Raw genomic sequence first — 25534 nt, 5'->3', positions numbered from 1 at the left:
TTCAGGGCTGGATGCGGATCACGACGGAGGCGTTGATGCCGCCGAAGGCGAAGCTGTTGCTGAGGGCGGTGCGCAGCGGCAGCCGTTCGGCCCTGCGGCCGGCCAGGGGCAGTTGCCCGAGGGGCTGTTCGAGGTTGGGGTTGGGGTGCACGGCCTGGGCCCGCAGCTGTGCGATGACGGCGACGGCCTCGACGAGCCCGGCGGAGGTGAGGCAGTGGCCGGTGAGCGGCTTGGTGGAGTTCACGCGGTAGGTGGTGCGTTCGCCGAACACCTGGTGCAGTGAGGCCGCCTCGGTGGCGTCGCCGAGGACGGAGCCGGTGCCGTGGGCGTTGACGTAGTCGATGTCCTCGGCGGTGATGCCCGCCACCGCCAGGGCCGCGCGCATGGCCGCGGCCTGTCCCTCGGCGTCCGGGCGGGTGCCGCGCCGCGCGTCCAGGCGCTGCCCGTGCCCGGTGATCTCGGCGAGCACGTCGGCGCCGCGCTCCCGGGCCGCCTCGGCTCTCTCCAGTACGAGGGCGGCGGCGCCCTCGCCGCGTACGAAGCCCTGGCGGTCGCGGTCGAACGGGCGGCACATCCGCCGGGGTGCGTCCCGGAAGTTCTCGTGGGCCATCGCGCCGGTGCGCCTGAACGACTCGCACTCCACGGGCGACAGCTCGGCCGCCGGGGCGACGACCAGGGCGCGTTCGGCCCATCCGGCGGCGACGGTACGGGCGGCCTGGACGAGGGCGAGGGTGCCGCTGGCGGAGGCGCCGCCGAGGGTCCAGCCCTCGCCGCGGACGCCGGTGAGTTCGCTGACCGTGCCGACGACGTCCACGTCGAGGTGGGTGAGCGCGTACGAGGCGCGCAGCCGGCCGGGGTTGCGGGCGTGACCCAGCACGGTCTCGGCCTGGTGGGCCAGGGCGAGGTTGCTCCCGGCGACGATCAGGGCGGTGCCGTCGGCGAGCCGGTCCGGCGTGAGGCCGCAGTCGCGGACGGCCCGCAGTGCGACGCATGCGGCGGTGCGGGCGGGCAGCGCGGCGCGGCCGGCGACCTTGCGCAGCCGGGCCGCCGTCGCCGGATCGTCCCTCAGGTGCCGTTGCGCCCAGTCGGCGAGCCGGAACCCGGCGAGGGCGGCCACGGGCAGGCCGTCGTCGCCGTCGCCCGGCGCCAGGGTCACCGCGCTGCGGCCGGCGAGCAGCGCGGCGGTGAAACCGTCGAGGTCGTCGGCGAGCGGGGTGAGCACCGAGGCGGCGGTGACGGCCACCTCGCCCGGCATGCGGCTCACGCGGGCGCGTTCGCGTGCTCGCGGAACACGGCGACCAGGGAGCGCAGGTCGTTCGCCCTGGTCAGGTCCGCGTTGGGCACCTTGATGCCCAGCTCGTCCTGGGCGGCGATGACGATGTCCATGCGGTCGATGGAGTTGGCGCCGAGTTCGCGCATGCTGTGGTCGAGGGTGATCTCGACATCGGCGGCCTCGGGCAGGACGTCGAGGAGCTGGGCGCGGATGACGGCGAAGATGTCCTCGTCGGTCATGGTGAGGGGTCCTTTCGGGCTCAGGAGTGCTGGGGCAGCAGGGCCAGGGCCTGCTCCACGGTGAGCCGGCTGTCGCGTACGGCGCCGAGCAGGGCGTCCAGGTCGGCGGCGCTGACCTGCGGGGCGGCGGGCGCGGGGGCGGCCGGGCGGGAGGCGATGTGGGCGGCGAGGGCGGTCAGGCTCGGGTGGTCGTAGAGCACCCCGGCCTTCTCGTCGAGGCCGTAGGCGTTGTTGAGGAACGCGACGAACTCGACGCCGAGGATCGAGTCCAGGCCCAGGGTGTTGAAGGTGGCGTCGACGTCGATGTCCCAGAGGTCGCAGTACAGGGTCTCGGCGAGCTGCTCGCGCAGGGTTTCGAGGACGGCGGCGGTGCGGTCACCGTCGAGGGGGGCGGCGCCGGTCGCGGGGCTCTGCGCCGGCGCCGCGGGCGGGGCCGGCTGCGGGCCGGCGGGCGGGGCCGGGACGGCCTGCGAGGAGACCGGCTCCACCGGCGCCCCCGTCCCCGTCCCCGTCCCCGCCCCGGCCCCGGCCCCGGCCCCGGCCCCGGCGGCGGCCCCGGCGGCGACATGGCGGGCGAACGCGCTCGGTGTGGGGTGGTCGTACAGCTCCGTGGCCTTGATGTCGGTGCCGAACCTGGCGTTCACCAGCGCCACGAACTCCACGCTGAGGATCGAGTCGACGCCGAGCGCCTGGAACGTCTGCTCCGCATCGAGGTCGGCGGGCTCCATGTAGAGCACCCCGGCGAGGACTTCGCCGACCTCCCGGGCGACCCGGGCCGCGTGCGCGCCGTCCTGCGCCGGGGCGGCGGGGGCGGGAGCCGTCACGGGGGCGGGCGCCGGGGCCGGTGTCTGCGCGGGCGCGGGCGCGGGGCTCGCGCCCAGCGGCCGGAGGGAGATCTTGCGGTCACGAGTCATGGATGACGTCTCCTGTGGGGTGGTCTTCTTCTGCACGCGCGAGGGGACGGGCGCGGGCGCCTGCCGCGGCCGGGGATCAGGCACGGGATCGGGCACGGGCACGGGATCGGGCACGGGATCGGGCACGGGCAGGGGGGTCTCCCCCGGCACCGGATGCGGCGCGGGCGCGGCAGGCACGGCAGGTGCGGCAGGCGCGGCAGGCACGGCGGGCGCGGCAGGCACGGCGGGCGCGGCAGGCACGGCGGGCGCGGCGGGTGCGGCGGGCGCGGCGGGTGCGGCGGGTGCGCGGCCGAAGTCGCGCAAGTGTCCGCGTGCCACGGCCGGTTCGCCGTGGACCGTGCCCAGGCCCTGGCGGTGCAGGCGCTCGATCTGCAGGTCGTACCAGCAGCGGACGCGTTCGAAGGGGTAGTGCGGCAGCGGCACGCGGCGGGCCTGTGTCCCCGCGCCCGACACCGCGACCCGGTCGATGCGGCCGCCGTCGAGCCACACCCGTACGGGGTCGTCGGCGGTGACCTCGGTGCGCCGCCACGGGCGGGGACGGCCCGCGGCGACCGCGTCCAGGCCGGACAGCAGTGCCTGCGCCGAGCCGGCCGCCACGGCCGCCCTGCGCTCCAGGTCGGCCCGCCCGGCCGCGAAGGTGTACGCGACATCGGTGATCCGGATCTCCTCGCCGCGGTCCCGCGCCGCGAGCAGGCTGTCGCGCAGTGCGGCGGCGTACGCCGCCAGTGCCGCCTCGGTGCGGGCGGACAGGAACACCACGGCGGGCTGCGGCTGTTCCGCGGCGCGGGGCGCCGCCGGCGGCGGGCCCTCGACGACGAGGTGGGCGTTGGCGCCGCCCGCGCCGAAGGAGCTGATGCCCGCGCGCAGCGGCCGGCCGGAGCCGTCGCGGGTGGTCCAGGGGGCGACGTCCTGCTGGACCGTGAAGGGCACCCGGTCGAAGTCGATCTCGGGGTTGGCGGGGGTGGCGTGCAGGGACGGGACGAGGGTGCGGTGCCGCATCTGGAGCAGCACCTTGGCCAGGGCGACGGCGCCCGCGGCCGACTCGAGGTGGCCGACGTTGGACTTCACGGAGCCGATGGGCACATCGCCCGCGCCCTTGATGCCGTCCCTGGAGAACGCGGAGGCCAGGCCGCGGATCTCGATGGGGTCACCGAGCGAGGTGCCGGTGCCGTGGGTCTCGATGTAGTCGAGGTCGGCGGCGGTCAGGCCCGCGTCGCGCAGCGCCTTGGTGACGAGGTCGGCCTGGGCGCGCGGGTTGGGCACGGTGTAGCCGTTGGTGCGGCCGCCGTGGTTCGCGGCCGTCCCGCGGATGACGCCGTGGATGTGGTCGCCGTCGCGCACGGCGTCGGCGAGCGGTTTGAGGACGAAGGCGCCGACGCCCTCGCCCGGTACGTAGCCGTCGCCGCCCGCGCCGAAGCTGCGGCAGCGCCCGTCGCTGGCGGCGAACCGGCCCTGGCCGAGCATGAAGTACTTGTTGGGGTGGATCAGTACGTTGACGCCGCCGGCGACGGCCACCTTCGAGCTGCCCGCGCGCAGTGACTCGACCGCGAGGTGGATGGCGGTGAGCGCGGACGAGCAGGCGGTGTCGACGGCGGTGCTGGGTCCCTGGAAGTCGAAGTAGTACGAGACGCGGTTGGCGATGGACCAGTAGGCGCTGTTGGCCAGGACGTGGTTGCCGCGCAGCCGCTCCTCGGCCTCGTGCAGCTGGTACTCGCCGTACATGGCGCCGACGAAGACGCCGACGTCCCGGCGGTGGACGGGGTCGCCGGTGGTGACGAGGGTGCCCGGGGTGTACCCGGCGTCGTCGAGGGCGGCCCAGCAGGCCTCGAGGAAGAGGCGGGCCTGCGGGTCGACGGTGCCGGCCTCGCGCGGCGAGATGCTGAACAGCGGCGCGTCGAAGTTCTCGACGCCCCGGACGAAGCCGCCCCATTTGGTGTAGGTGCGGTCGACGCGGGACTTGTCGGGGTCGTACAGGGCGCCGGCGTCCCAGCGGTCGCGCGGGACCTCGGTGACGCTGTCGCGCCCGGCGAGGAGATTGGCCCACATCTCGTCGAGTCCGTCGGCCTCGGGGAAGCGTCCGGCGACGCCGATGATCGCGACGGCCCGCGGATCGATGCCGGCGGGGTCAGGGCCGGCGCCCGGGCCGACGGCCGGGCCGGCGGCCTCCCGCAGCGGCGCGTCCTGGCGGCCCGGTGGCGGGGCGAGCGGGGCGGTGGAGGAGGCGGGCGGTCCGGGAGTGGCCGCCACGGGTGCGGCGGCGGTGGCGCCGGTGAGTTCGGCGCACCGTTCGGGGAACTCCTCGGCGAGGTGCTCGGCGAGTTCGCCGACCGTACGGCACTCGAAGAGGAGGGTCTTGGAGAGCCGTCCGAAGTCGCCCTCCAGGAGTTCGACGACGCGGATGGCGAGCAGGGAGTCGATGCCCAGGTCGTCGAAGGGCCGCTCGGACGTGACCTCCTTGACGGGTGTGCGGGTGGCCTGGGCGACGACGGCGCGCAGCCGGTCCTCCAGGAGACCGGGGGCGGTGCCCGCCGGGGCCGGGGCGGGTCCGGCGGCCGGAGGCCTCGGGGCGTGCGGGGCCTCCGGGGCCGTGGGGGGCGTGGGGGCTGGTGTGCCGGGGTGGGCCGGCTCGTCGGTGAGCAGCGGGAAGGAGGCGCGGAGCCGGTCGCCGTCGCCGTACAGCACGACGGGGGCGCTCTCCTCGCCGTCCTGGTCGGGGGCGCCGAGCAGCGCCTCCAGGACGGCGATCCCGGTGGCGGACGGCAGCGGACGCATCCCGAGTTCCGAGAGCATCTGTGCGGCGTCGCCGGACGTCCGCATGCCGCCCTCGGCCCAGTACGGCCAGCTCACCGAGAGCGAACGCCCGTGCCGGGAGCCGGCGGCGCGGCGGCGGGCGCGGCGTGCGAGGAGGGTGTCGAGGGCGGAGCTGGCGAACGCGTAGTCGGCCTGGCCGGGGCTGCCCAGGGCGCCGGAGACGGACGAGTAGGCGACGAAGAAGTCCAGCTCCCAGTCGGCGGTGGCCGCGTCGAGCGCGGCGGCCGCGGTCAGCTTGGCCGCCACGACGGCGGCGGCGTCGGCGCTCTCCTTGCGCAGGACGTACGCGTCGCGCAGGGTGCCGGCGCAGTGCAGGACGCCGTGGACGGGTCCCTCGGCGCGCAGCCGGCCGGCGAGGGCGTGCACGGCCGCCGGGTCGGCGCTGTCCAGCCGGTGGTAGGTGACCGATCCGCCGGTGCGGGCGGCGTGTTCGGCGAGGCGGGCGATCTCGGCGCCGCGTGCGCCGTCGGCGGCCGAGCGGCCGGTGAGGACGATGTGCGCGGCGTGGGTGTCGAGGAGGTGGCCGGCCAGGAGCGCCGCGAGGGCGCCCATGCCGTTGATCCAGTAGCGGCCGCCGTCACGGAACGGGTCGCGGCCGGGGGCGGGGGTGTCCAGGGGCCGCAGGACGCGGGTGGTGAGCGTGGCGTCGCGGGCTGCGCCGAGCCACCTCGCCTGCGGCGGGCGGGCGGCGGCGGCGCGCACGGCGGCGGCGAGGGCGTCGGGTCCGGCGCCGGCGTCGAGGGCCACGGCGGTCAGCTCGAAGCGCGGGTTCTCCCCGGCGAGCGAACGGCCCAGCGCGGCCAGGCCGTCGCCGGTGACGGCGGCCGCGTCGGCGGGGGCGTCGGCGGGGGCGTCGGCGGGGTAGGGCACGACGATCCGGGCGCCGCGCCGCGACAGCGGCCGCAGCAGGGAGCGCAGCAGGGCGAGCACGCGCAGGGCGTGGGCCGCGGCGCCGGGGGCGCCCCCGGTGAGCGGCCAGACCACCACGGGCGGCTCGGTGGCGTCGCCGAGGCGCGCGAGGAGTTCGTCGCCGAGGGCGGCGGCGTCCTCGGCGTCGGCGGGATCGGCCAGCCGCACAGCGGCCCCGTCGAGCGGGGCGTCGCCGATGACGACGAGGGGGGCGAGGCCGCCGGGGGCGCCGGGGTCGCCGGGGGCGCCGGGGTCGCCGGGGGCGCCGGGGAAGGGGACGGCCGCGCGGGCGAACAGGTGGACGTCGGAGGGGAGCCGGCGCTCGAGGGGGGCGCCGCCCGCGGGGGCGCGGGCCGGTGTGACGGCCGGACCGGCGGCGGTCGCGGCGGCGTCGCGCGGGACCGGGCGCAGTGCCAGACCTCTCAGGGTGAGCACCGGGACGCCGCCCGGATCGGCGACCGTCACGTCGTACTTGCGAACCCGCCGGCCGCCGCCCGCGAGCCGGGCCGGACGCACCCGTACCCACACGTCGTGCGGCAGTTCGCCGTGCACGGTCAGCGCGTCGACGGCGAAGGGGATGAACGTCTCGCCGCCCAGGTCCTCGCGGAGCACGCATCCGATGACCGTCTGCAGCGCGCCGTCGAGGACGTAGGGGGACAGGGTGTCGCCGTCGCCGTAGGCGCTGCTCGCCGCGACGCGCGCCAGGGCGCCCTCGGGGCCGTGGCGCAGTTCGCGCAGCACCTGGAAGGCGGGACCGTAGAGGACGCCGTGGTCGGCGAAGTACCGGTACAGCTCGGCCGGTTCGGCCGAGTGGGGGTGGGCGGCGCGCAGCGCGGCCGGGTCGAGCCGTTGCGCCGCGGGCTGCTCGCCGCCGTACAGGCGGGCCTCGGTGTGCGTGACGTCGGACAGGACGCGCACGGTGTCGCCGTCGACGGCGGTGCGCAGCGTCACGGCGCCGGTGACCGTCACCGGACGGTGGAAGGCGATGTCGGTGAGGCCGGTCGTGGCGGGGGCGGCGCGCCGGGCGGCGGTCAGCGCCAGGTCGAGCTGGGCGGCGGCGGGCAGTACGGGCCGGCCGGCCACGACGTGGTCGGCGGCCAGGGGTTCTGTCGGGCGTACGGTGCGGGCCGGTGCGGCGCCGGGCCGGGGCCAGCGGGTACGGGCGAAGGGGTAGCCGGGCAGCCGCACGCGCCGCGCCCCGGGCGTGTCGTCCTGCGGCAGGTCGCCCTCGCCCGCGATCCAGGCCCGGTAGGCGTCGGGTGTGCTGTCGCTCTGCAGGGGCGTGCCGGCGGCCAGCGCCCGCAGTCTGTCCGCGAGTTCGCCGGTGGAGGCGGCGCCGATCACGGTACGGACGCGGCGGTGGCTGCGGCCCTCGCGCAGGGTGTGCGCCACGTCGGTCAGGGACAGCCCTGCGACGGCGTCGGCGAGGTTCTGGGCGAGTTCGCGCAGGGCGGTTGGGGTGTGGGCGGACAGGACGCTGAAGCGCACACCGCCGTCGTCCCCGGGTGCCCGCTCGCGGGCCGGGGGGGCCTGTTCGAGCACGACGTGGGCGTTGGTGCCGCCGATGCCGAAGGAGCTGACGGCGGCGCGCCGGGGTCCCTGGGGGACGGGCCAGCCCGCCTCGGCGACGCTGCGATCGGCGATCCGCAGGCCGCCCGCGCCGCGCAGGGCGCGGTTGGGTCCGGTGTAGGGGACCTGACGCGGCACGGTGGCGTGCTCCAGGGCCAGTACGGCCTTGATGACGCCGGCGATGCCGGCGGCGGTGTTGAGGTGGCCGAGCGCGGACTTGACCGATCCGACGGCCGCCGGATGGGGGCGCTCGCCGCCGTAGACCCGTTCCAGGGCGGCGAATTCGACGGGGTCGCCCAGGGGGGTGCCGGTGCCGTGGGTCTCCAGGTAGCCGACCGAGTGGGGGTCGGTGCCGGCGACGGCCAGGGCCTCGCGGATCACGGCCTCCTGCCCCTCGGGAGAGGGCGCGTGGTAGTCCATCTTGCGGGCGCCGTCGTTGTTGACGGCGCTGCCGCGCAGCACGGCGCGGACCGGGTCGCCGTCGCGGACCGCGTCGGCGAGGCGGCGCAGGACGAGGGCGCCGCCGCCGTTGCCGAAGAGGGTGCCGTCGGCGTGGTCGTCGAAGGGGCGGCACTCGCCGGTGGGCGAGAGGATCATGCCGGGGGCGGCGAGGTATCCGGCCTGCGGAAAGTGCAGGGACGCCCCCGCCACCACGGCCAGATCGCATTCCTGGCCGAGCAGGCTCTCGGCGGCCAGGTGCATCCCGACGAGGCCGCTGGAGCAGGCGCTCTGCACGGTGAGGCTGGGGCCGGTGAGGTTGAGTTTGTAGGAGACGCGGGTGGCCGCGAAGTCCTTGTCGCGGGAGGAGAAGCGGATCATCCCGGCGGCGTCGAGTTCGGTGATGCCCACGGGCGGGAGCGTCGGCTGGCCGACGGAGACGTAGGCGGCGGTGCGCAGCCCGGTGCGGTCGGGGGCGAAGCCGGCGTCCTCCAGGGCGTGCCAGGCGGTCTCCAGGACCAGGCGCTGCTGCGGGTCCAGCCACTCGGCGTGCTGGGCGCTGTAGCCGAAGAACTCGGCGTCGAAGGCGTCCGCCTCCTCCAGGACGGCCCCGGCGGGCACGAACGTGTCGCGGCGCACGGTCGCGGGGTCGTGGCCGAGGCCGATCAGTTCGGCCTCGGTGTAGCGGCGGATGCCGCTGCGTTGCTGGTCGAGCAGCTCCCAGAGCCGGCCGACCGAGGTCGCGGGTCCGAATCGGCAGGCCATGCCGACGACGGCGATGGCGTTGGGGTCGTGGTCGGGTCCGGGGTCGTGGTTCATCGTTCGTCTCCGAGTCGGAACGCGCGCCGCAGCTCACGGCGGGAGGGTCGGACGGGTGCGGCGGGGGCCCGGTGGGGGCCCCGGCCCCCCAGGGGGCGGGCGAGCCGCTCGGTGAGGAGGTCGACGATGTCGTCGACGGTGGGCCGGGCGAACAGGTCGGCGAGCTCGATGCCGGTGCCGGGGTGGGCGTCGTCGAGCCGTGCGAAGAGCCGCCCCAGGAGGAGGGAGTTCCCGCCGAGGTCGAAGAAGCGCCGGTCGCGGGGTACGTCGTCGAGGTCGAGCAGTTCGCCCCACAGGGCGCGGACGTGCCCTGTGAGGTCTTCCTCGGTCACGGCCCGCCTGCCGGCGGCCGGGTGCGGGGCGGCGGCCGGGGCGGCGGGTTCGGGGCGCCGGCCTGCCGGGGCCGGGGGGATGGGCTGTGCGGGCTGTGCGGGCTGTGTGGGCTGTGTGGCCAGGCGGACGGCCTCGTTGCGGTCGACCTTGCCGTTGGGGGTGAGCGGCAGTTCCTCGGCCGCGACCAGGCGGTCGGGGAGCATCCACGGCGGCAGGGTGGCCGAGGCGAAGTCGCGCAGGTCGCCGATGTCCGGCAGGGCCGCGCCGTCGCGGGGCACCGCGATCACCAGGAGCCTGGCCGAGGGGCCGTCGCCGCGGACGGCGAGGACGACGCGGGCGAGCGCGGGGTGGGCGCTCAGCACGGCCTCGATCTCGCCGAGTTCGACCCGGTGGCCTCTGATCTTGACCTGGCTGTCGGCCCGGCCGAGGAAGAGCAGCCGGCCGTCCTCGTCCCGGCGTACCAGGTCACCGGTGCGGAACCAGCGCCCGCCGCCGGCCGCGTGCAGCGGATGTGCGGTGAAGCGCTCGGCGGTCAGGTCGGGTCGGTGCCAGTAGCCCTGTGCCACGCCCGCCCCGCCGATCCACAGCTCGCCGGGCTCTTCGGGCCGGGGGGGACGGTGTCCGTCGACCTCGGTGAGGGCCAGTTCCGTCGCCCCGATCGGCTCCCCCAGGTGCACCGGCCCGTTCTCGCTCACGCGGGCGAGGGTGGACCAGATGGTGGCCTCGGTCGGGCCGTAGACGTTCCACAGGCTGCCGGTCCGTCGGACGAGGGCGGTGGCGAGGTTGTGCGGCAGCGCTTCGCCGCCGCACAGCGCGGTCAGTGCGGGCGTCCCGCTCCAGCCGCCCTCCACGAGCAGCTGCCAGCCGGCGGGCGTGGCCTGCATGGCGGTGATCCGGTGCTCGTCGAGGAGGCGGGCCAGGCGGCCCGCGTCGACGACGTCGGCGCGTTCGGCGACGACGACGGTCCCGCCCACCAGGAGCGGCAGGAACAGTTCCAGGACGGAGATGTCGAAGCACACGGTGGTGACGGCGAGGAGTTTTCCGGGCGCCCGCTCGTCGATGCCGACGGCGGCCGCGATCGCCTCCAGGGTGTGGACGACGTTGCCGTGCGTGACGCCGACGCCCTTGGGCCGGCCGGTGCTGCCGGAGGTGAACATGAGGTACGCGAGGTCGGCGGGCGTGGCGGGCGTGCCGGTGGGGCCGTCGCCGCCCGGCCGGGCGGCCGCCGGGTCGACGGTCCGCAGCCGCTGCGGCAGCAGCCGGGTCAGGTCCCGGTCGGCGACGGCGACCTCGCACCCCGCGTCGGCGATGACCATCGCCAGCCGTTCGCCGGGGTAGGAGTCGTCCAGCGGTACGTAGGGGCGGCCGCTCTTGAGGATGCCGAGCAGCACGGCGGGCAGCCGTGCGGAGCGGTGCATCAGGACGGCGACGGGTTCGCCCGGCCGGGCGGCGGCGTCGACGCGCCGTGCGACGTCGTCGGAGAGGGCGTCGAGTTCGGCGTAGGTGAGCCGGTCGTGGCGGTCCTCGACGGCGGTCGCCTCCGGGCAGCGCCGGGCGGTGGCGGCGAAGCGTGTCACGAGGGTTCCGGCGGCCGGGTCGAGGAGGTCGCCGACGCTCGCCGCTCTCGCGCCCGGTGCGGCCCGGGTGCCGCGTGCCAGTTCGACGGTGGTGCGGCGGAGGTCGTCGACGAGGCGGTCGACGGCGTCGCCGTCGAGGACGGCGGTGCGGTGGTTGGCGAGGATCTCGACGCCGTCGGGGGTGTCGGTGACCTCCAGGCCGAGGTCGAAGTGACCGCGCTGGCCCCGCCGGTGCACCGGCTCCCATCCGTCGGCGGTTTCCGCGCCGTCCCGCTGCCAGTTCTGGTAGGCGAGGGTGACGGCCGGCACGCCCTCGTCGCCGCCGGCGGCCCGGCACAGTTCGGCGAGCCGCGGGTAGGGCAGCGCGGTGTGTGCCAGGGCGTCGCGGACGTCGCGGCCGAGTTCCTCCAGCCATGCGGTGAGCGGGAGGCGGGGGTCGAGGTCGACGCGCAGGGGGACGGTGTTGACGAAGCAGCCGACGGTGGCCTCGTCCCGCTCGGCGTCGCGCCCGTAGGTGGGCACCGCCAGCAGCAGCGAGCGGTGTCCGGTGGCCCGGGCGAGGGTCGCGGCGAACGCGCCGAGCAGTGCGGTGAAGCGGGACACGCCGGCGGTGCGCGCGATGTCGCCGAGCGCGTCGCACAGGCCGGCGGGCAGCCGGTACTCGCGGTGGGCGCCGGCCGCGCCGGCCCGCTCGCCGCCGCCGGGGAACAGGACGCCCCGGGGCGGGTCCTGGGCCAGGCGCGCGCTCCAGTGGCGCTCGGCGTGGGCCCGCTCGCCCGGCCGGGCGTCGCGCTCGCGGTGCAGCGCCGCGGCGAAGGGCGCGGCGGCGGGGAGCGCGGCTGGGACGCCGCGGGTGCGGGCGGCGTAGAGGGCGGCGACGTCGCGGCGCAGCAGGTCGGCGGAGCGTCCGTCCACGGCGATGTGATGGGTGGTCAGCTGCAGGACGGGGCGGCCTCCTTCGACCTCCCAGAGCACGGCGCGCAGCAGGGGCTCCGAGGAGGTCCGCAGCCGCCGGTCGGCCTCGTCGGTGACGGCGCGTTCCAGGGCGTCCTCCTCGACGGTCCGGGTGACGAGCACGGGGGGTTCCTCGGCGGGCACGAAGGCGGGGACGCCGTCGTGGGGGCGCACCGAGCACCCCAGCACGGGGTGGCGGCGGACCAGGTCGGCGACGGCGGCCTGCAGGGCCGGGCGGTCGGCGGTGGCGGGCAGCCGCCAGGACAGGGAGACGTTGTACGGGGCGTGGGGGGCGGCGGACTGGTCGGCGGCCCACATGCCGAGGAGACGGTCGGGCAGGGCGGCGGGAAAGGCGTCGGGGACGAGGGCGGCCAGGGCGGTGTCGGGGACGAGGGGGCCCGGGGCGGTGTCGGGGACGAGGGGGCCCGGGGCGGTGTCGGGGACGAGGGCGGCCGGGGCGCCGGCGGGGGCGGTGTCGGGGACGAGAGGGGCCGGGGCGCCGGCGGGGGCGCCGGCGGGGTCGGGCCCGGCGGCGGTGACGGCGGCCGTCAGCTGCGCTCCGTGGTCTTTGAGGAGGCGGTCCGTCAGTTCCAGGAGGCTGGCGCTGTCCAGGAGCACGGACAGCGGCACCCGGCCGAGGTCGTCCTCCAGGAGCCGGCCGAGCCGCATCAGGGCGAGGGAGTCGACGCCGTAGTCGGTGAGGGGTGTGCCGGGGTCGAGTTCGCCGGCCGGCCGGCCCACGGCCTGCCCGACGCGCCCGGCGATCCAGCGCAACGCGGCCTGCCGGGGCCCGCCGGGGCGGGCCGCTCCCGCGGACCGTACGGCGGGGGTGCCGGCGGGCCCGGGCCGTACGGCGGGTGCCGGGCCGGGCGGCGGGTCCGGGACCCGCTGCGCGGCGGCGTCCTCGGCCGTGGCCGCGGCGGCGGGTGCATCTGGGCGCACCGCCAGGGCCCGGTCCCAGACGGCGGGTGCCGGGCCGGGCCGCGGGTCCGGGACCCGCTGCGCGGCGGCGTCCTCGGCCGTGGCCGCGGCGGCGGGTGCATCTGGGCGCACCGCCAGGGCCCGGTCCCACACGGTGCGCTCCCCCGCCACCAGCGCCGCGTACGACGTCGGTGCGTCTGCGGCCTGGTCCAGCAGGGGCCACACGCGGCTCAGGGCCGTGCGGGTCGCGACCGGGCGCAGGCCGTAGGTGTCGCGGAGGTAGGCCAGGGTGTCCGCGTCGGGTGCCATGCCCGCGTCCGCGAGCACCGGCCAGCCGACGGACAGGGTGCGGCCGGGCCTGCCCCAGGCGGTGCGGCGGGCCGCGAAGCCGTCGAGGAAGCCGTTGGCGAAGGCGTAGTCCGACTGGCCCTGGTTGCCCACCAGCGCCGCGAGCGACGACGCCAGCACGAAGAAGTCCAGCGGGTGCCCGGCGAGCGCGGCGTCCAGGTGGAGCGCGCCCAGCACCTTCGCCCGGCACACCTCCTCCACCGCCTGCGGCGTCTTGTGGCGCAGGAACCCGTCGCGCAGGACCCCGGCCGTGTGGACGACGCCCCGCAGGGTGACGCCTTCGCGCTCCAGCCACCGTGTCAGTTCGGCGACCTGGTCCGCGTCGGCGACGTCGCAGCGCCGGTAGGTGACCGGACCCGCCCGCCGCAGTTCCTCCAGTGCCGCCTCGTCCGGCTCCGAGCGCCCCACCAGCACCAGGCGCGCCCGCGGTGCGCGCTCGAGGATGTCGGCGGCCACGTGCCGGCCGAGTCCTCCGAGCCCCCCGGTGACCAGGTACGTCGCGTCCGGGGCGAGCGGGCCGGCGGCCGTGTCCCGGGCCGTCGGCGCCGCGTCCGCAACCGGCGTCAGCACCGACACCCGGCGCCCGGCCGCGCCCAGCCGCACCCAGTCGCTGCCCTGCGCGGCTCGCCCGTCCCCCGCGCGCATCGCCTCGGCCACCAGGTCCGCGGTGTCCGCGCGGTCCGTGCCGTGCGCGTCGAGCGTGGCCAGGCGCAGCGTGAAGCGGCCGGTCTCACCGGCGACGGTCCGCGCCAGGCTGTGCAGCCCGCGCACGGCCGGCGCGATGTCGCCGTTGTCCTCGGCCCGGGTCACCAGCAGGATGCGGGTCCCGTCCAGGGCGCGGCTGCGGACGAACGCCCGCAGCAGCCCGAACACGGTGGCCAGCGCTCCGCCCGCGAACCGTGTCCACTCCCCCGCCGTCTGCCGCGGTGTCAGCGGCAGGCGTCCGAGCCGGCCGGCGGCGAGGTCCTCGGTGAGGTCGACCAGGACGACGGCCGGTGTCCCGGTGCGCCGGGCGGTGTCGGCGAGTGTGTCCTCCTCACGGGCCTGCTCCGTGCGCAGGACCGCGGCGGCGCTCGCGCCCCACCGGGGGGCGAGCGGGCCGTCCCCGACGACCCACAGCGGCCCGTGCGGGCCGGTGTGCGCCGGTGTGCCGGCCGGCTCCGGCCGCCAGCCGGTCCGGTAGCCCGCGACGGGCACCCCGGCCCCGGGCGCCGCGCCGCCGCTCACGCCCGCGCCGGCTGCTTCCGTCCGGGCCGGCTGCGGGACGGCGTCCACGCGGACGCGGAATCCCTCCACCTCGACGAGGACTTCGCCGCGGTCGGGGTCGATCAGGTTCAGGTCGAAGACGTGGATGCCGGCCACGTCGTCGCGCCGCACCCGGCGCGCGTGCACATAGGCGCCCCCGGTCGCGGGCTGGCGGACCGTCAGCCGGTCCACGGCCAGCGGCCGCAGCCGGCGCGGGGTTGCGGCGTCCTCGGCGAGCAGCAGGTAGGCGGCCGTCTGGCAGGCGCCGTCGAACAGCGCCGGGTGCACCACGTGCCGCCCGTCGGGGTCCTCTCCCGCGGCCAGCCGCAGCTCGGCGGTGACCTCCTCGCCGTGGGCGACGGCCCGGCGCACGGTGCGGTACAGGGGCCCGTAGGCGAAGCCCTGCGCGGCGAACACGCGGTAGAAGTCCTCGGGGTCGCCGGCGCCCAGGTGGGCGTCGAGGTCCGCGGCCCGGTAGACGAGGACCGGGCGCACCGGGGACGGCTCGGACCCGGCCGACGGTTCGGCCCAGCCCTTGGCGACGACCGTGTCCGCGACCGAGGTGCGAAAGCGCCGGGAGCCACGCGCGTCGGGTTCCTCCAGGACGGTGGTCACCGTCATCGGCAGCCCGGTGGCCGGCTGCGGCCAGATGAGGTCGCGCAGCACGGTGCGGTAGGGGTTCTCGCCCGCGCCGAGCAGCGCCTCGTGCACCAGTTCGGGGTGGAACGCCCCGGGCAGCAGCGGCTGCCCGTCCACCACGTGGTCGGCGACCCAGCGCGAGGCCCCGCCGAGGCGGGCGGTCACGGTGCGGGAGGCGGGCACCGTCACCGTGTCGGTGAGCGGCATCGGGGACGAGGACGCCCCGGGCGGCGTGCAGCGCACCCGGGCGAACGGTGTGCCCGGCAGCGGCACCCTGCGTCCGGCGGCCGGTGCGGTGCGGGCGGCGTCGGTGACCCATGCGGCGGCCGCGGTGTCCGCGTCCCGCGCCACCGGTGCGCTCACCAGGGCCGGGTGGGCGGTGCCGTCGGCCAGCGCGCGGAGCGCGGCACGCAGTTCGGCCCGGTCGTGGGCGACGACGGCGGCCCGGTGCGGCCCGTGGTCGCGGCCCGCGTGCAGGGTGTGCGCGATGTCGGCGAGGGCGTGCGGGTCGACGGCGTCGGCGAGCGCCCGGGCCGTGGCGGCCAGCCGCTCGGCGTCCGGCGCCGCGAGGGGCACCAGCACGGGTGGGCCGGGCTGGTGCCGCACCGGCGCGGCGCGGTACTCCTCCAGGACCGCGTGGGCGTTGGCGCCGCCCGCGCCGAAGGAGCTGACGGCCGCGCGGCGCGGTGTCCCGGTGCTGTCCCAGGGTTCGGCCGTCGTCTGGATGCGCAGCGCGGTGTCCTCCAGAGCGAGCTTGGGGTTGAGCCGCTCGGCGTGCAGGGTGGGCACGAACGAGGCGCGCCGCAGCTGGAGGATCGCCTTGGTGAGGCCGGCGATGCCGGCGGCGGCCTCACCGTGGCCGATGTTGGACTTGACCGAGCCGATGCGCAGCGGACCCCGGGCGCCGGCCTGCCCGAAGGCGAGGGCCAGGGCGCGCAGTTCGATGGGGTCGCCGAGTTCGGTGCCGGTGCCGTGCGCCTCCAGGTAGCCGACGGTCGAGGGGTCGACGCCGGCGCGGCGCAGCGTGGCACCGATGAGGGCGGCCTGGGCGCGGGGGTTGGGGACGGTGTAGCCGCCGCTGCCGCCGCCGTGGTTGAGTCCGGTGCCGCGGATCACGGCGTGGACGGTGTCGCCGTCCGCCTCGGCGCGGTCCAGGCGCTTGAGGACGACGGCGCCGGCTCCCTCGCCGGGCACGAAGCCGTCGCCTCCCGCGCCGAAGGCCCGGGTGCGGTCGCCGCGGGAGGGCATGCCCAGGGCGCACAGGCCGGCGAACCGGTCGGGGTGCAGGTAGAGGTTGACGCCTCCGGCGAGCGCCAGGTCGGCCTCGTCGTGCTCCAGGGCGCGGCAGGCCAGGTGCAGCGCGGTCAGCGAGGACGAGCACATGGTGTCGACGGTCAGGCTCGGGCCGCTGAGGTCGAAGGCGTGCGAGACGCGGTTGGCGACGGACGCGGCGGCGGTGACGGCGTACTCGGGGTTGTCGGCGCCGGCGGTACGGGCGTCCCGCTGGGCGAGCAGATGGCTGTTGGCGGTGACCCCGGCGAACACACCGACGCGCGGGCCGCCCCGGCTGCCCGTCAGCGTGTGCCGGGCGTAGCCGGCGTTCTCGAAGGATTCCTTGGCGATCTCGAGGAACAGCCGCTCCTGGGGGTCCATCAGGGCCGCGTCGCGCGGGGTGATCCGGAACATCGCCGGGTCGAAGGTGTCGATCCCGTCGAGGAAGCAGCCCCAGCGGGCGTAGCCGCCGCCGAGGGTGCGCGCGGTGCGCCAGTCCCACCGCTCGGCGGGCACCTCGCGCACGGGGGTGCGTCCGGCGCGCAGCAGTTCCCAGAAGGCCGCGAGGTCCTGGGCGCCCGGGTAGCGCCCGGCCAGGCCCACGACGGCGATGGCGGGGGCACCGGTGCCGCCGGGGGCGGGGGCCGGGGGCGGTGCGACGGCAGGCGCGACGGCGCCCGTCCGGGCGGCCGGGGCGGTGCGCGCGGGTACGGGGCGGGTGGGCGCGGACCGCTGCGGGGCCGGCCGCGGCGGCGCGAGGTGGCTCGCCAGCGCCCTCGGGCTCGGGTGCTCGAAGAGCAGGGTCGAGGCGATGGGGCGCCCGGGGAACATCGCGCGCAGCCGCTCGCAGAACTCCTCGTTGAGGAGCGAGTCCACGCCCAGCCGGGGGAAGTCGGTGTCCGCGTCGAGCAGGCCGGGGTCCTGGGCGGTGAGCTCGCCGACGATCCGCACGAGGCGCGCCGCGAGGCCGGTGTCCTCCTCGGCGCGGGGCGACGGCGCGGGCGCGGCGGGCCGGGCGGCGGGCGCGGCGGGTACGGGTGCGGGTGCGGCGGGTGCGGGTGCGGGTGCGGCGGGTGCGGGTGCGGCGGGTGCCTGTGGCGCGCCGCGCGCCGCCAGCGTCCGGGCGAGTTCGTCGACCGTACGGTGCTCGAACAGGGTGGTCGCGCTCACCGGTCCGTAGCGCCGGGACAGCGCCTCGACCAGTTCCATGTTGAGCAGCGAGTCCACGCCCAGCTCCTGCCAGGGCAGGTAGCCGGGCACCTCGGCGCCGGGGTCCCCGAGCAGGTCGCGCACGAGGGCGCGCAGCTCCTCGGCGATGTCGCGGGCGGCGGACCCCGTCCCGGCCCCGTCGCCATCGCTGCCGCCATCGCTGCCGCTTCCGCTGTCGCTGTCGCTGTTGGTGTGGGCGGCGGCCGGCGGCAGGCACGTCAGCAGGGCCACGCATCCCGGCGCGTCGTGCAGGTGGTCCGCCTCCGCCAGGCTCCAGCCGTGCTCCCGCAGCAGGGCGCGCCAGCGGGGCACGTCCAGGAGCGGGCCGTGCGGCATGCGCCGGCCGGTGTCGACATAGCGCCACCAGCCGTCCGTCAGACCGAAGGTGAGGGTGTAGACGGCGGCCGGCACGACCATCTCGACGAGCAGCAGCCGGCCGCCGGGGGCGATCAGCCGGGCGACGTGGGCGAGGGTGCGGGACAGGTCGCGGGTCGCGTGGATCACGTTGCTCGCGAGGACCAGGTCGAATGCGCCGGACGCGAGGCCCTGGGTCTCGGGGTTCTTCTCGATGTCGAGGAGGCGCGGGCGCACGCGGTCGCCGAAGCGGCGTCGTCCGTGCTGGAGGAAGGCCGGGGAGACGTCGGTGTAGGTGTAGTCGACGTCCCGGACGCCACGGGCGTCCAGGGCGGCCAGCGCCGAGGCGGTGGTGCCGCCGACGCCCGCGCCGATCTCCAGGACGCGCGGCGCGGCCGACGCGGTGGCGGCGTCGGCGAGGGCCGCGGCCGCGGCGGAGTTGACCGGGTCGAAGAGCTGGTTGCCGCTGTAGACGGCGGTGACGCCGCTGAGGTCGCCGCCGGGGAACAGCACGGCGCCGGCGGGCAGTTCGCCGCGCAGGACGGGCCCGTACGACTCCAGGGTCCGCTCGAGCAGGGTGAGGTGTCCGGCCAGGTCGGGATGGTCGGCCAGGAGTGCCTGGCGGGTGCGGGCCAGTTCGGCCGCGTCGGGCACGGGGTGCCCCGCCTCGGCGTACTCGGTGAGGAGTTCGAGGATCGCGGCAAGGAGCCTGCGGTGCTCGGGTACGGCGTGGAGCAGCCCGGCCGCGGTCTGCGTCGCGGTGTCGGGCCGGGCGGCGAACGCGGGGGCGAGGCCGAGTGCGGTCATGCGGTGGGCGAGCGCGGCGCGGGCGTAGCGGTCCAGCCGGTGCGCGGCGTCGCCGGCCCCGGGGGGCGGAAACGCTTCTTCCCCGGCGGCGGCCCGGCTGTGTGTGGCGGCGGGCGTTGGGCGCGCGGTGAGCGGGCGCAGTGGCTCGGGATCACCGCTGATCACGACGGTCTGCGGTCGGTTGCCGGACATGCCCGCTTCCAAGGCGGCCACTCCCCTTTCCGGTACGAAGTCGGTGAGCCCGGGGTATTCGCGCTTGACGTGCGCGGTGTAGCGGCGGGCGAGCCCGGTGTCGCGCCACAGCCCCCAGTCGAAGGTGCGCACGGTGAGGTGGCCGTCGCCGTCGACGGCGGTGGCGTAGTGGTCGAGGAAGGCGTTGGCGGCGGCGTAGTTGAGTCCGCCGACGCTGCCGAAGAGCCCGGCGGCGGAGGAGAACAGCACGAGCGCGGCGGGCCGTGTGCCGGGGCGGCCGCGCAGGGCGCGGCGCAGTGCCAGGACCGCGCTCACCTTGGTGGCCAGGACCTTCTCGAGGTCGTCGGGGGTGAGCTGGGGCAGCCGGGCGGGGCTGAGCGAGCCGATGCTGTGCACGATGCCGTCCGGTTCGCCGAACGTGGCGCGGCACTCTGCCAGCACCCGCCGCAGGTCGGCCGGTCGGGTGATGTCGGCGCTCAGATGGCGGGCGGTGCCGCCCGCCGAGGCGAGGTCCTCCAGCAGGGCGCGGGTGCGGTCGTCGGCCGCCGAGCGTCCGACGAGCAGCAGCCGGGCACCGTAGCGCCGGGCGAGGTGGCGGGCGACCTCGGCGCCGATGCCGCCGGTGCCGCCGAGCAGGATGTACGTTCCGCCGTCGACGAAGCCGTGGCCGGCGGCGGCGGGGGCGGGCTCGGGCCGGTCGGCGTACACCTGGCGCAGCCGCCGCGTGCCGCGCAGCGCGATGAGCGGCACGGCCTCGGCGCAGGGCTCGGCCAGTGCGGCGGCCACCTGGCGGGGTCCGGCGGCGGCGTCGAGGTCGACGGCGGCCGCGGTGAGGCCGTCGATCTCGCGGGGCAGTGTGCGGACGGCTCCGAGCAGGGCGCCCTGGAGCGATGCCCCGGGCGCCGGGGTGCCGCCGTCCGGGGCGGCGAGGCCGGTGGTGACCAGGGTGAGGCGGGCGGGGCGGGCGGCGGCGGCGAGTTCCTGGGCCACGGTCAGCAGGGCCCGCAGCCAGCCGCGCAGTGCCCCGGTCCCGGCCGCGTCCTCGCTCCAGCGGGAGCCGTCGACGAGGAGGGCGACGTGGCCAGCGCCCCGCACGGCCTGCGCGAGGCCGGGAGAGTCGGCCCGTACGGTGCGGGCGCCGACGCCTTCGGCGAGGCGGGCGGCGGCGGTGTCATGGACCAGCACGAGCCCGTGGAGCCGGCCACCGGCGGGTCCGGCGGGTCCGGCAGGTCCGGCAGGTCCGGCAGGTCCGGCAGGTCCGGCAGGTTCGGCGGGTCCGGCAGGTCCGGCAGGTTCGGCGGGTCCGGCAGGTTCGGCGGGTCCGGCAGCGTCGGCGGGTTCGGCGGGTTCGGCGGGTTCGGTGCGCCATTCGGGGGCGAGCATGCGGACGGCGGGCTGGTGCGTGGCCCGTTCCCGTTCCCGTTCCCGTTCCCGTGGTGCCACCGGGGCGGGTGCGGGGCCCGGCGCCGGGTGCTGCGGTCCGTCCCGGTCGGACATCAGCACACGCAGGGACGCCACCGCGTCCGCGGCGGCCTTCTCGTGCTCGTGCCCGGTGTCCGCGGGCGCGTCGGGCGCGTGGTGCGGGGCGGTCCCGGCGGCGTGCAGCCGCAGTCCGCTGACGCGCAGGACGCTCTGCCCGTCGGCCCGCACCTCCAGGTCGACGACGGTGTGCGAGGGGCCCTGCGCCGTCCTTCGGACGGTCAGCCGGGCCGCGGGCGGGACCTGTCCGTTCCATTCCAGGCGGTCCACGGCGGCCGCGACGCGGGGTCCGCCGCCCTCCACCAGGGCGCAGGAGGTCTGGAGCGCCGCGTCCAGCCACGCCACCCGCCGGGTGCGCGGGTCGGTGGCGGCGGGGGCGACGATACGGGCGAGGGCCTGCCCGCCCCGCCGGCGCACGTCGTGCACCACCCGGTAGACCGGTCCGACCTCGATGCCGTTGCGTTCGAGGACGGCGCCGAGGCCGACGCTCTCCTCCTCTCCCTCCCAGGCCGCGGCGGCGGGTTCCGTCCGCGGCGCCGGGCGGCTGTGCGAGCGGACGGCGCGGGCGACGACGACGCCTTCGTGCTCGACGGTCAGGCGCGCCGGCCCGTCCGCGTCCTGGGTGCGGCGCACCAGGGTCACGGAGCCGCCCTCGGGCACGGGTACGGGCTGCTGGAAGCGCAGTCCGTCGAGAAGGACGGGTCCCTCGCCGGCGAGCGCGTCGATGAGTGCGGCCCCGGGCAGGCAGGCGCGGCCGCCGACGCGGTGTTCGGCCAGCGGGTCGCCGGCGTCGACGACGTAACCGCCCTGCCCGGTGCCGGCCGCCGTGCCGGGCAGCCAGTGGGCGCGGCGCTCGAAGGGGTAGGGCACCAGCGGGACGCGACGCGGGCGGGGGCCCTCGGGCAGGCGCGCGGCCCAGTGGGCGGCGGTCGTGGCGGCTCCGGCGAGCCAGTCGCGCAGCCAGGGGTCGGCGGGCGGCTCCTGGGTGCCTCGGCGGGCGAACTCCACGGCCGTGCGGGCGAGGCCGGCCAGATCGTCGACGACGAAGAGCGCGCGGTGCGCCAGGTGGCGGCGTCCGCTCTGCAGGGTCCAGGCGATCTCGTCCAGCGCGGGCGCGGCGGGCGCGGCGGCCAGTTCGGCGAGCGCGGCGGCGAGCCGGGTCAGCGAGGCGGGCGTCGCGGCCGACAGGGGCACGGCGAACGGGCCGTCGCCGGCGGTGTGCGCGCTGGGCAGTCCGGGCGCCTCCTCCAGGATCACATGGGCGTTGCTGCCGCCGAATCCGAACGCGCTCACGGCCGCGCGGCGGGGCGCCCGGCCGGCCTGCGCGGGCCACGGCACGGGGTGCGCGGCGACGGCGAGCGGGGTCCGGTCCAGTTCGATGTGCGGGTTGAGCCGGGTGAAGCCGGGGGTGCCGGGAATCAGCCCGTGGCGCAGGACCTGCACCGTCTTGACGACCCCGGCCAGGCCCGAGGCGCCCTCGAGGTGGCCGATGTTGGCCTTGGCCGAGCCGACCCAGACGCGGCCCTGGGGTCCGGCGGCCCGTTCGGGCATGCCCTGCGGGTCCCCGGCGAGGACCTCGCGGAAGGCGTCCAGCTCGATCGGGTCGCCGAGCGGGGTGCCGGTGCCGTGGGCCTCCAGGAACCCGAGGTCGGCGGCGCGCAGGCCGGCCCGGTCGAGCGCGGAGCGGATGAGCTCGCTCTGGGCGCGGGGGTTGGGTGCGGTCAGTGCGGCGGCACGGCCGCCGTGGTTGACGGCGGTGCCCCTCACGACGGCGAGCACGGGGTCGCCGTCGGCGACGGCCCGGCGCAGCGACTTGAGCACGAGCCAGCCCGCCCCCTCGCCCCGGACGAAACCGTCGGCGTCCGCGTCGAAGACGTGGCTGCCGCCCGTGGGCGAGAGCATCCCGGCCTTGCGGTAGGCACGGGCGTTGAAGGCGTTGCTGAGCAGGTTCGCGGCTCCGGCGAGCGCGATGTCGCACTCCCCCGAGCGCACCGCCGCCTGGGCGAGGGCCAGCGCGGTCAGGGCGCCGGAGCACGCGGTGTCGACCGTGATGCTGGGCCCGGTGAAGTCGTACAGGTGGGAGATGCGGTTGGCGAGGAACGCGGGGAGGGTGCCGGTGGTGGCGTATCCGTCGGCGGCCGCGGCGCGCTCCACGAGTTGTTCGCGGTAGTCGTAGCTGCACGCGGCGGCGTACACGCCGACGGGCCTGCCGGCCAGGGAGTCGGGGTCGAGTCCGGCGTGTTCCAGGGCCTGCCAGCTCAGTTCGAGCAGGGCGCGCTGCTGGGGATCCATAGAAGCGGCCTGGCGGGGCGTCACGTCGAAGAAGGCGGCGTCGAAGAGGTCGACGCGGTCCAGGAGCCCGGCCCGGAACCCGGCGGGCGCCTCGCCCGCGAGGCGTCCGGCCGGCACGCTGTCGATGCGGCACTCCCCCCGGCTCAGCAGCCGCCAGAACGCCTCGACGTCGTCGCCGCCGGGCACCCGGCAGGCCATGCCGATGACGGCGACGGCATCAGCATCGGCGCCGGTGTCGGCGCCGGTGTCGGCATCGTCGGCGGTGTCGTCGTCGTCGGCGGCGGTGTCGGTGTCGGCGCCGGTGTCGGCATCGTCGTCGTCGGCGGCGGTGTCGGTGTCGGCGTCGGCGTCGGCGGTGTCGGCGTCGGGCACGGCGGCCGTCGCGGCCAGGGACGCGGGCGGGGTGTGGGGGTCCGCGGTCGCCGTCTGCTTCGCGGTGCGGGGCAGTTGTCCCGCCAGCGCGGTCAGCGTGGGGTGACGCCACAGAGCCGTCGCCGGGAGCTGTACGCCGAAGGCGGCACGGATCTCACGGGCCAGGCGCAGGGCGCGGGCGGAGTCCAGGCCCTGCTCGCCGAGGGGGCGTTCGGGGTCCACGGGGTGTCCGAGGATGTCGCGGGCGAGGGCGAGGAGTCGCTGCGGCACCTCGGCGGCCGGCCGCTGGGCGCCGGTCTGGCGAGCCGGGGCAGCGCAGGTCACGGGTTCGGCGGCGGCCGGCTCCGCGTGGGCGTCCCCGTCTTGCGCGGCCTGCGTCAGCGTCCGCCGTACGGCGTCCAGGTAGGCGGCGGCGTCGTGCCCGTTGAGCACCGTGTGGTCGAAGGCCAGCACCATCCTGTGCACGGCCGTGTCGCCGGTCTTTTCGGCCGCGCCGAGGAACAGTGTCGCCACCGCCGGTGGTACCACCACCGGCACCGCCAGCGTCGGCCCCGGGTCGCCGAGGTGCGAGACGATCAGCGTGACCCGGCCGTCGGCGTGCGACTGTCCGCCGAGCGCTTGTTCCACGGCCTGTGCGTAGCGCTGGTCGAACTCCTCGGCCCCGAGTCCGTCGGCACCGCGTACCACCGCGACGGTGAGGTCCGCGTCGTCGGTGGCCACGGCGATCCCGAGGTCCACGTGCGTGTACACGCGCAGCGAGTGCTCGGTCAGCCGCCGTGCGCGCAGTCTCGCCGCGTCCGGCGCCGCCGCGCAGTCGGCGGCGACGCGGGCGAAGACCTGGAAGGGGGTCGAGAACCGGGTGCCGCGGTGCGCCCGCAGGGCCCGCCGCAGTACGTCCTCGGGGACGAGGGCGGAGACGGCGGCGGGCACCACCTGGTCGCGGGCGGTCAGCATGGCCCGGTTCAGTGCCCGCTGCCGCACGGACTGCTCGACGTCCGTGAAGCCGGCGGGTTCCACGGGTTCCACGGGGTGCGCGGGTTCCACGGGGTGCGCGGGGTGCGGGGTGCCGGGGTGCGGGGTGCTGTCGCGCAGGGCCGTGCTGTACCGCTCCAGGTCGGCGGGCATCAGGCTGGTGCCCGCCGCGGGGAGCGATGCCAGCAGCGCCTCGTCGATGCCCAGGCGCCGGGCGTGGGCGCGGGTGCGCGGGGGGATGCGCCGTGTCCCGGTGTGCTCGCGGCCGGGAGGGCCAGCCGCGGACGCCCCGGGAGCCGCCTCGCGCGCCGGAGGCTCGCGCCGGGTCGTGGCGTTCTGCTGCCGGGCGGGGACGATGGTCGCGACGGCGCCGCCGATCGCGACGGTGTCCCCGGCCCGCACCAGCCAGGCGTCGAGGATCCCGGCCACCGGGGACTCGATCTCGACGGCCGCTTTGTCGTGTTCCATCTCGTAGACGACCTCGTCCTTGGCGACCGTGTCGCCCGGTTGCTTCAGGAACCGGACGATGCGTACCTCGACGATGCCCTCGCCGAGTCGGGGAACGGACAGCACCGACTCCGTGGTCATCTGCGCTTCCTTTTCCATGGGGTCAGGCCAGGACGGAACGGACGGCGGCGACCACGTCGCCCGCGGCGGGCAGCACGGCGCGTTCCAGGTCGGGGTGGAAGGGGACGTGCACGTCCTCGCGGCCCACCAGCCGCGGCGGGGCGAGCAGTGAGTAGAACTCCTCGTCGCGCGAGAGGAGTTCGGTGATCAGCCCGGCGCCGAAGCTGCTGGTGCGGTTGTCCTCCTGCACCACGACCAGGCGTCCGGTGCGGCGCAGGGAGGAGGCGACGCTCTCCCGGTCGAGCGGCGCCAGCCAGCACAGGTCGATGACGTCGGCCTGGACGCCGTCGGCGGCGAGGGCGGTGGCGGCGTCCAGGGCGAGTTCGGTGCCGTTGCCCCAGCTGACGACGGTGACGTCGGCTCCGGTGCGCAGCGTCCGGGCGCCGCGCGCCGGCAGGGGCCGGGGCGCGGGGGCCTGCCGGCGCCGCATCAGGTGCTTGGGCAGCAGGATCAGTGTCGGGTCGGGGGCGGTGAACGACTCCAGGAAGGCGGCCTCGGTGTCCTCGGGGGTGGAGGGGACGACGACCCGCAGTCCGGGCAGGTGCGTGAACAGGCTCTCGTTGCTCTGGCTGTGCCAGATGCCGCCGCCGGGCAGGTAGCCGCCCCAGGGCGCGTAGATGACGACGGGGCACTGCCACGCGGAGACGGTGCGCCAGCGCAGGGTGGTGAGCTGGCCGGCGATCTGGTTCCAGGCGGGGCCCGCGAAGTCGATGAACTGCAGTTCCACCACGGGCCGCATGCCCGCGGCGGCGAGGCCGACGGCGGCGCCGACGATGGTGGCCTCGGCCAGCGGCGCGTTGGTCATGCGCGGGCCGGCCGCGGCGCCGAGTCCCTTGGTGAAGCCGAAGACCCCGCCCTTGGGGTCGTCGATGTCCTCGCCGAACAGGACGAGTTCGCGGTGGCGGGCCAGCCCGGTGGCCAGGGCCCGGTTGACGGCGGCGACCTTGGGCCCGCCGCACGGCTCGGTGA

General features: G+C 77.1%; 5 protein-coding genes. All 5 read right to left on the bottom strand.

Features of this window, described 5'->3' with window-relative positions; all coding sequences use genetic code 11:
- Nucleotide 1: 1 nt before the first annotated feature.
- On the bottom strand, nucleotides 2-1255 hold the full coding sequence (locus ACFU53_RS26085; protein WP_383997056.1) for a beta-ketoacyl synthase N-terminal-like domain-containing protein: 1254 nt from the start codon (nucleotides 1253-1255) through the stop codon (nucleotides 2-4).
- Between the two features lie 5 nt (nucleotides 1256-1260).
- A complete protein-coding gene (locus ACFU53_RS26080; protein ID WP_383997041.1) occupies nucleotides 1261-1512 on the bottom strand; it encodes an acyl carrier protein in 252 nt (83 codons plus the stop codon).
- A 20-nt stretch (nucleotides 1513-1532) separates the two neighbouring features.
- Complete coding sequence (locus ACFU53_RS26075) at nucleotides 1533-8972, bottom strand: beta-ketoacyl synthase N-terminal-like domain-containing protein (RefSeq protein ID WP_383997038.1); 7440 nt, start codon at nucleotides 8970-8972, stop codon at nucleotides 1533-1535.
- Complete coding sequence (locus ACFU53_RS26070) at nucleotides 8969-24526, bottom strand: amino acid adenylation domain-containing protein (protein WP_383997035.1); 15558 nt, start codon at nucleotides 24524-24526, stop codon at nucleotides 8969-8971. Before ACFU53_RS26070 ends, ACFU53_RS26075 begins: the two co-directional genes overlap by 4 nt.
- Before the next feature lie 22 nt (nucleotides 24527-24548).
- A partial coding sequence (locus tag ACFU53_RS26065; RefSeq protein WP_383997032.1) for an alpha-ketoacid dehydrogenase subunit beta occupies nucleotides 24549-25534 on the bottom strand: 986 nt, incomplete at its 5' end.

The organism is Streptomyces sp. NPDC057474, assembly GCF_042802555.1.
Taxonomy (GTDB): Bacteria; Actinomycetota; Actinomycetes; order Streptomycetales; family Streptomycetaceae; genus Streptomyces.
The sequence above is the reverse complement of the archived record's forward strand: the minus strand, read 5'-3'. Positions and strand labels throughout refer to the sequence as shown.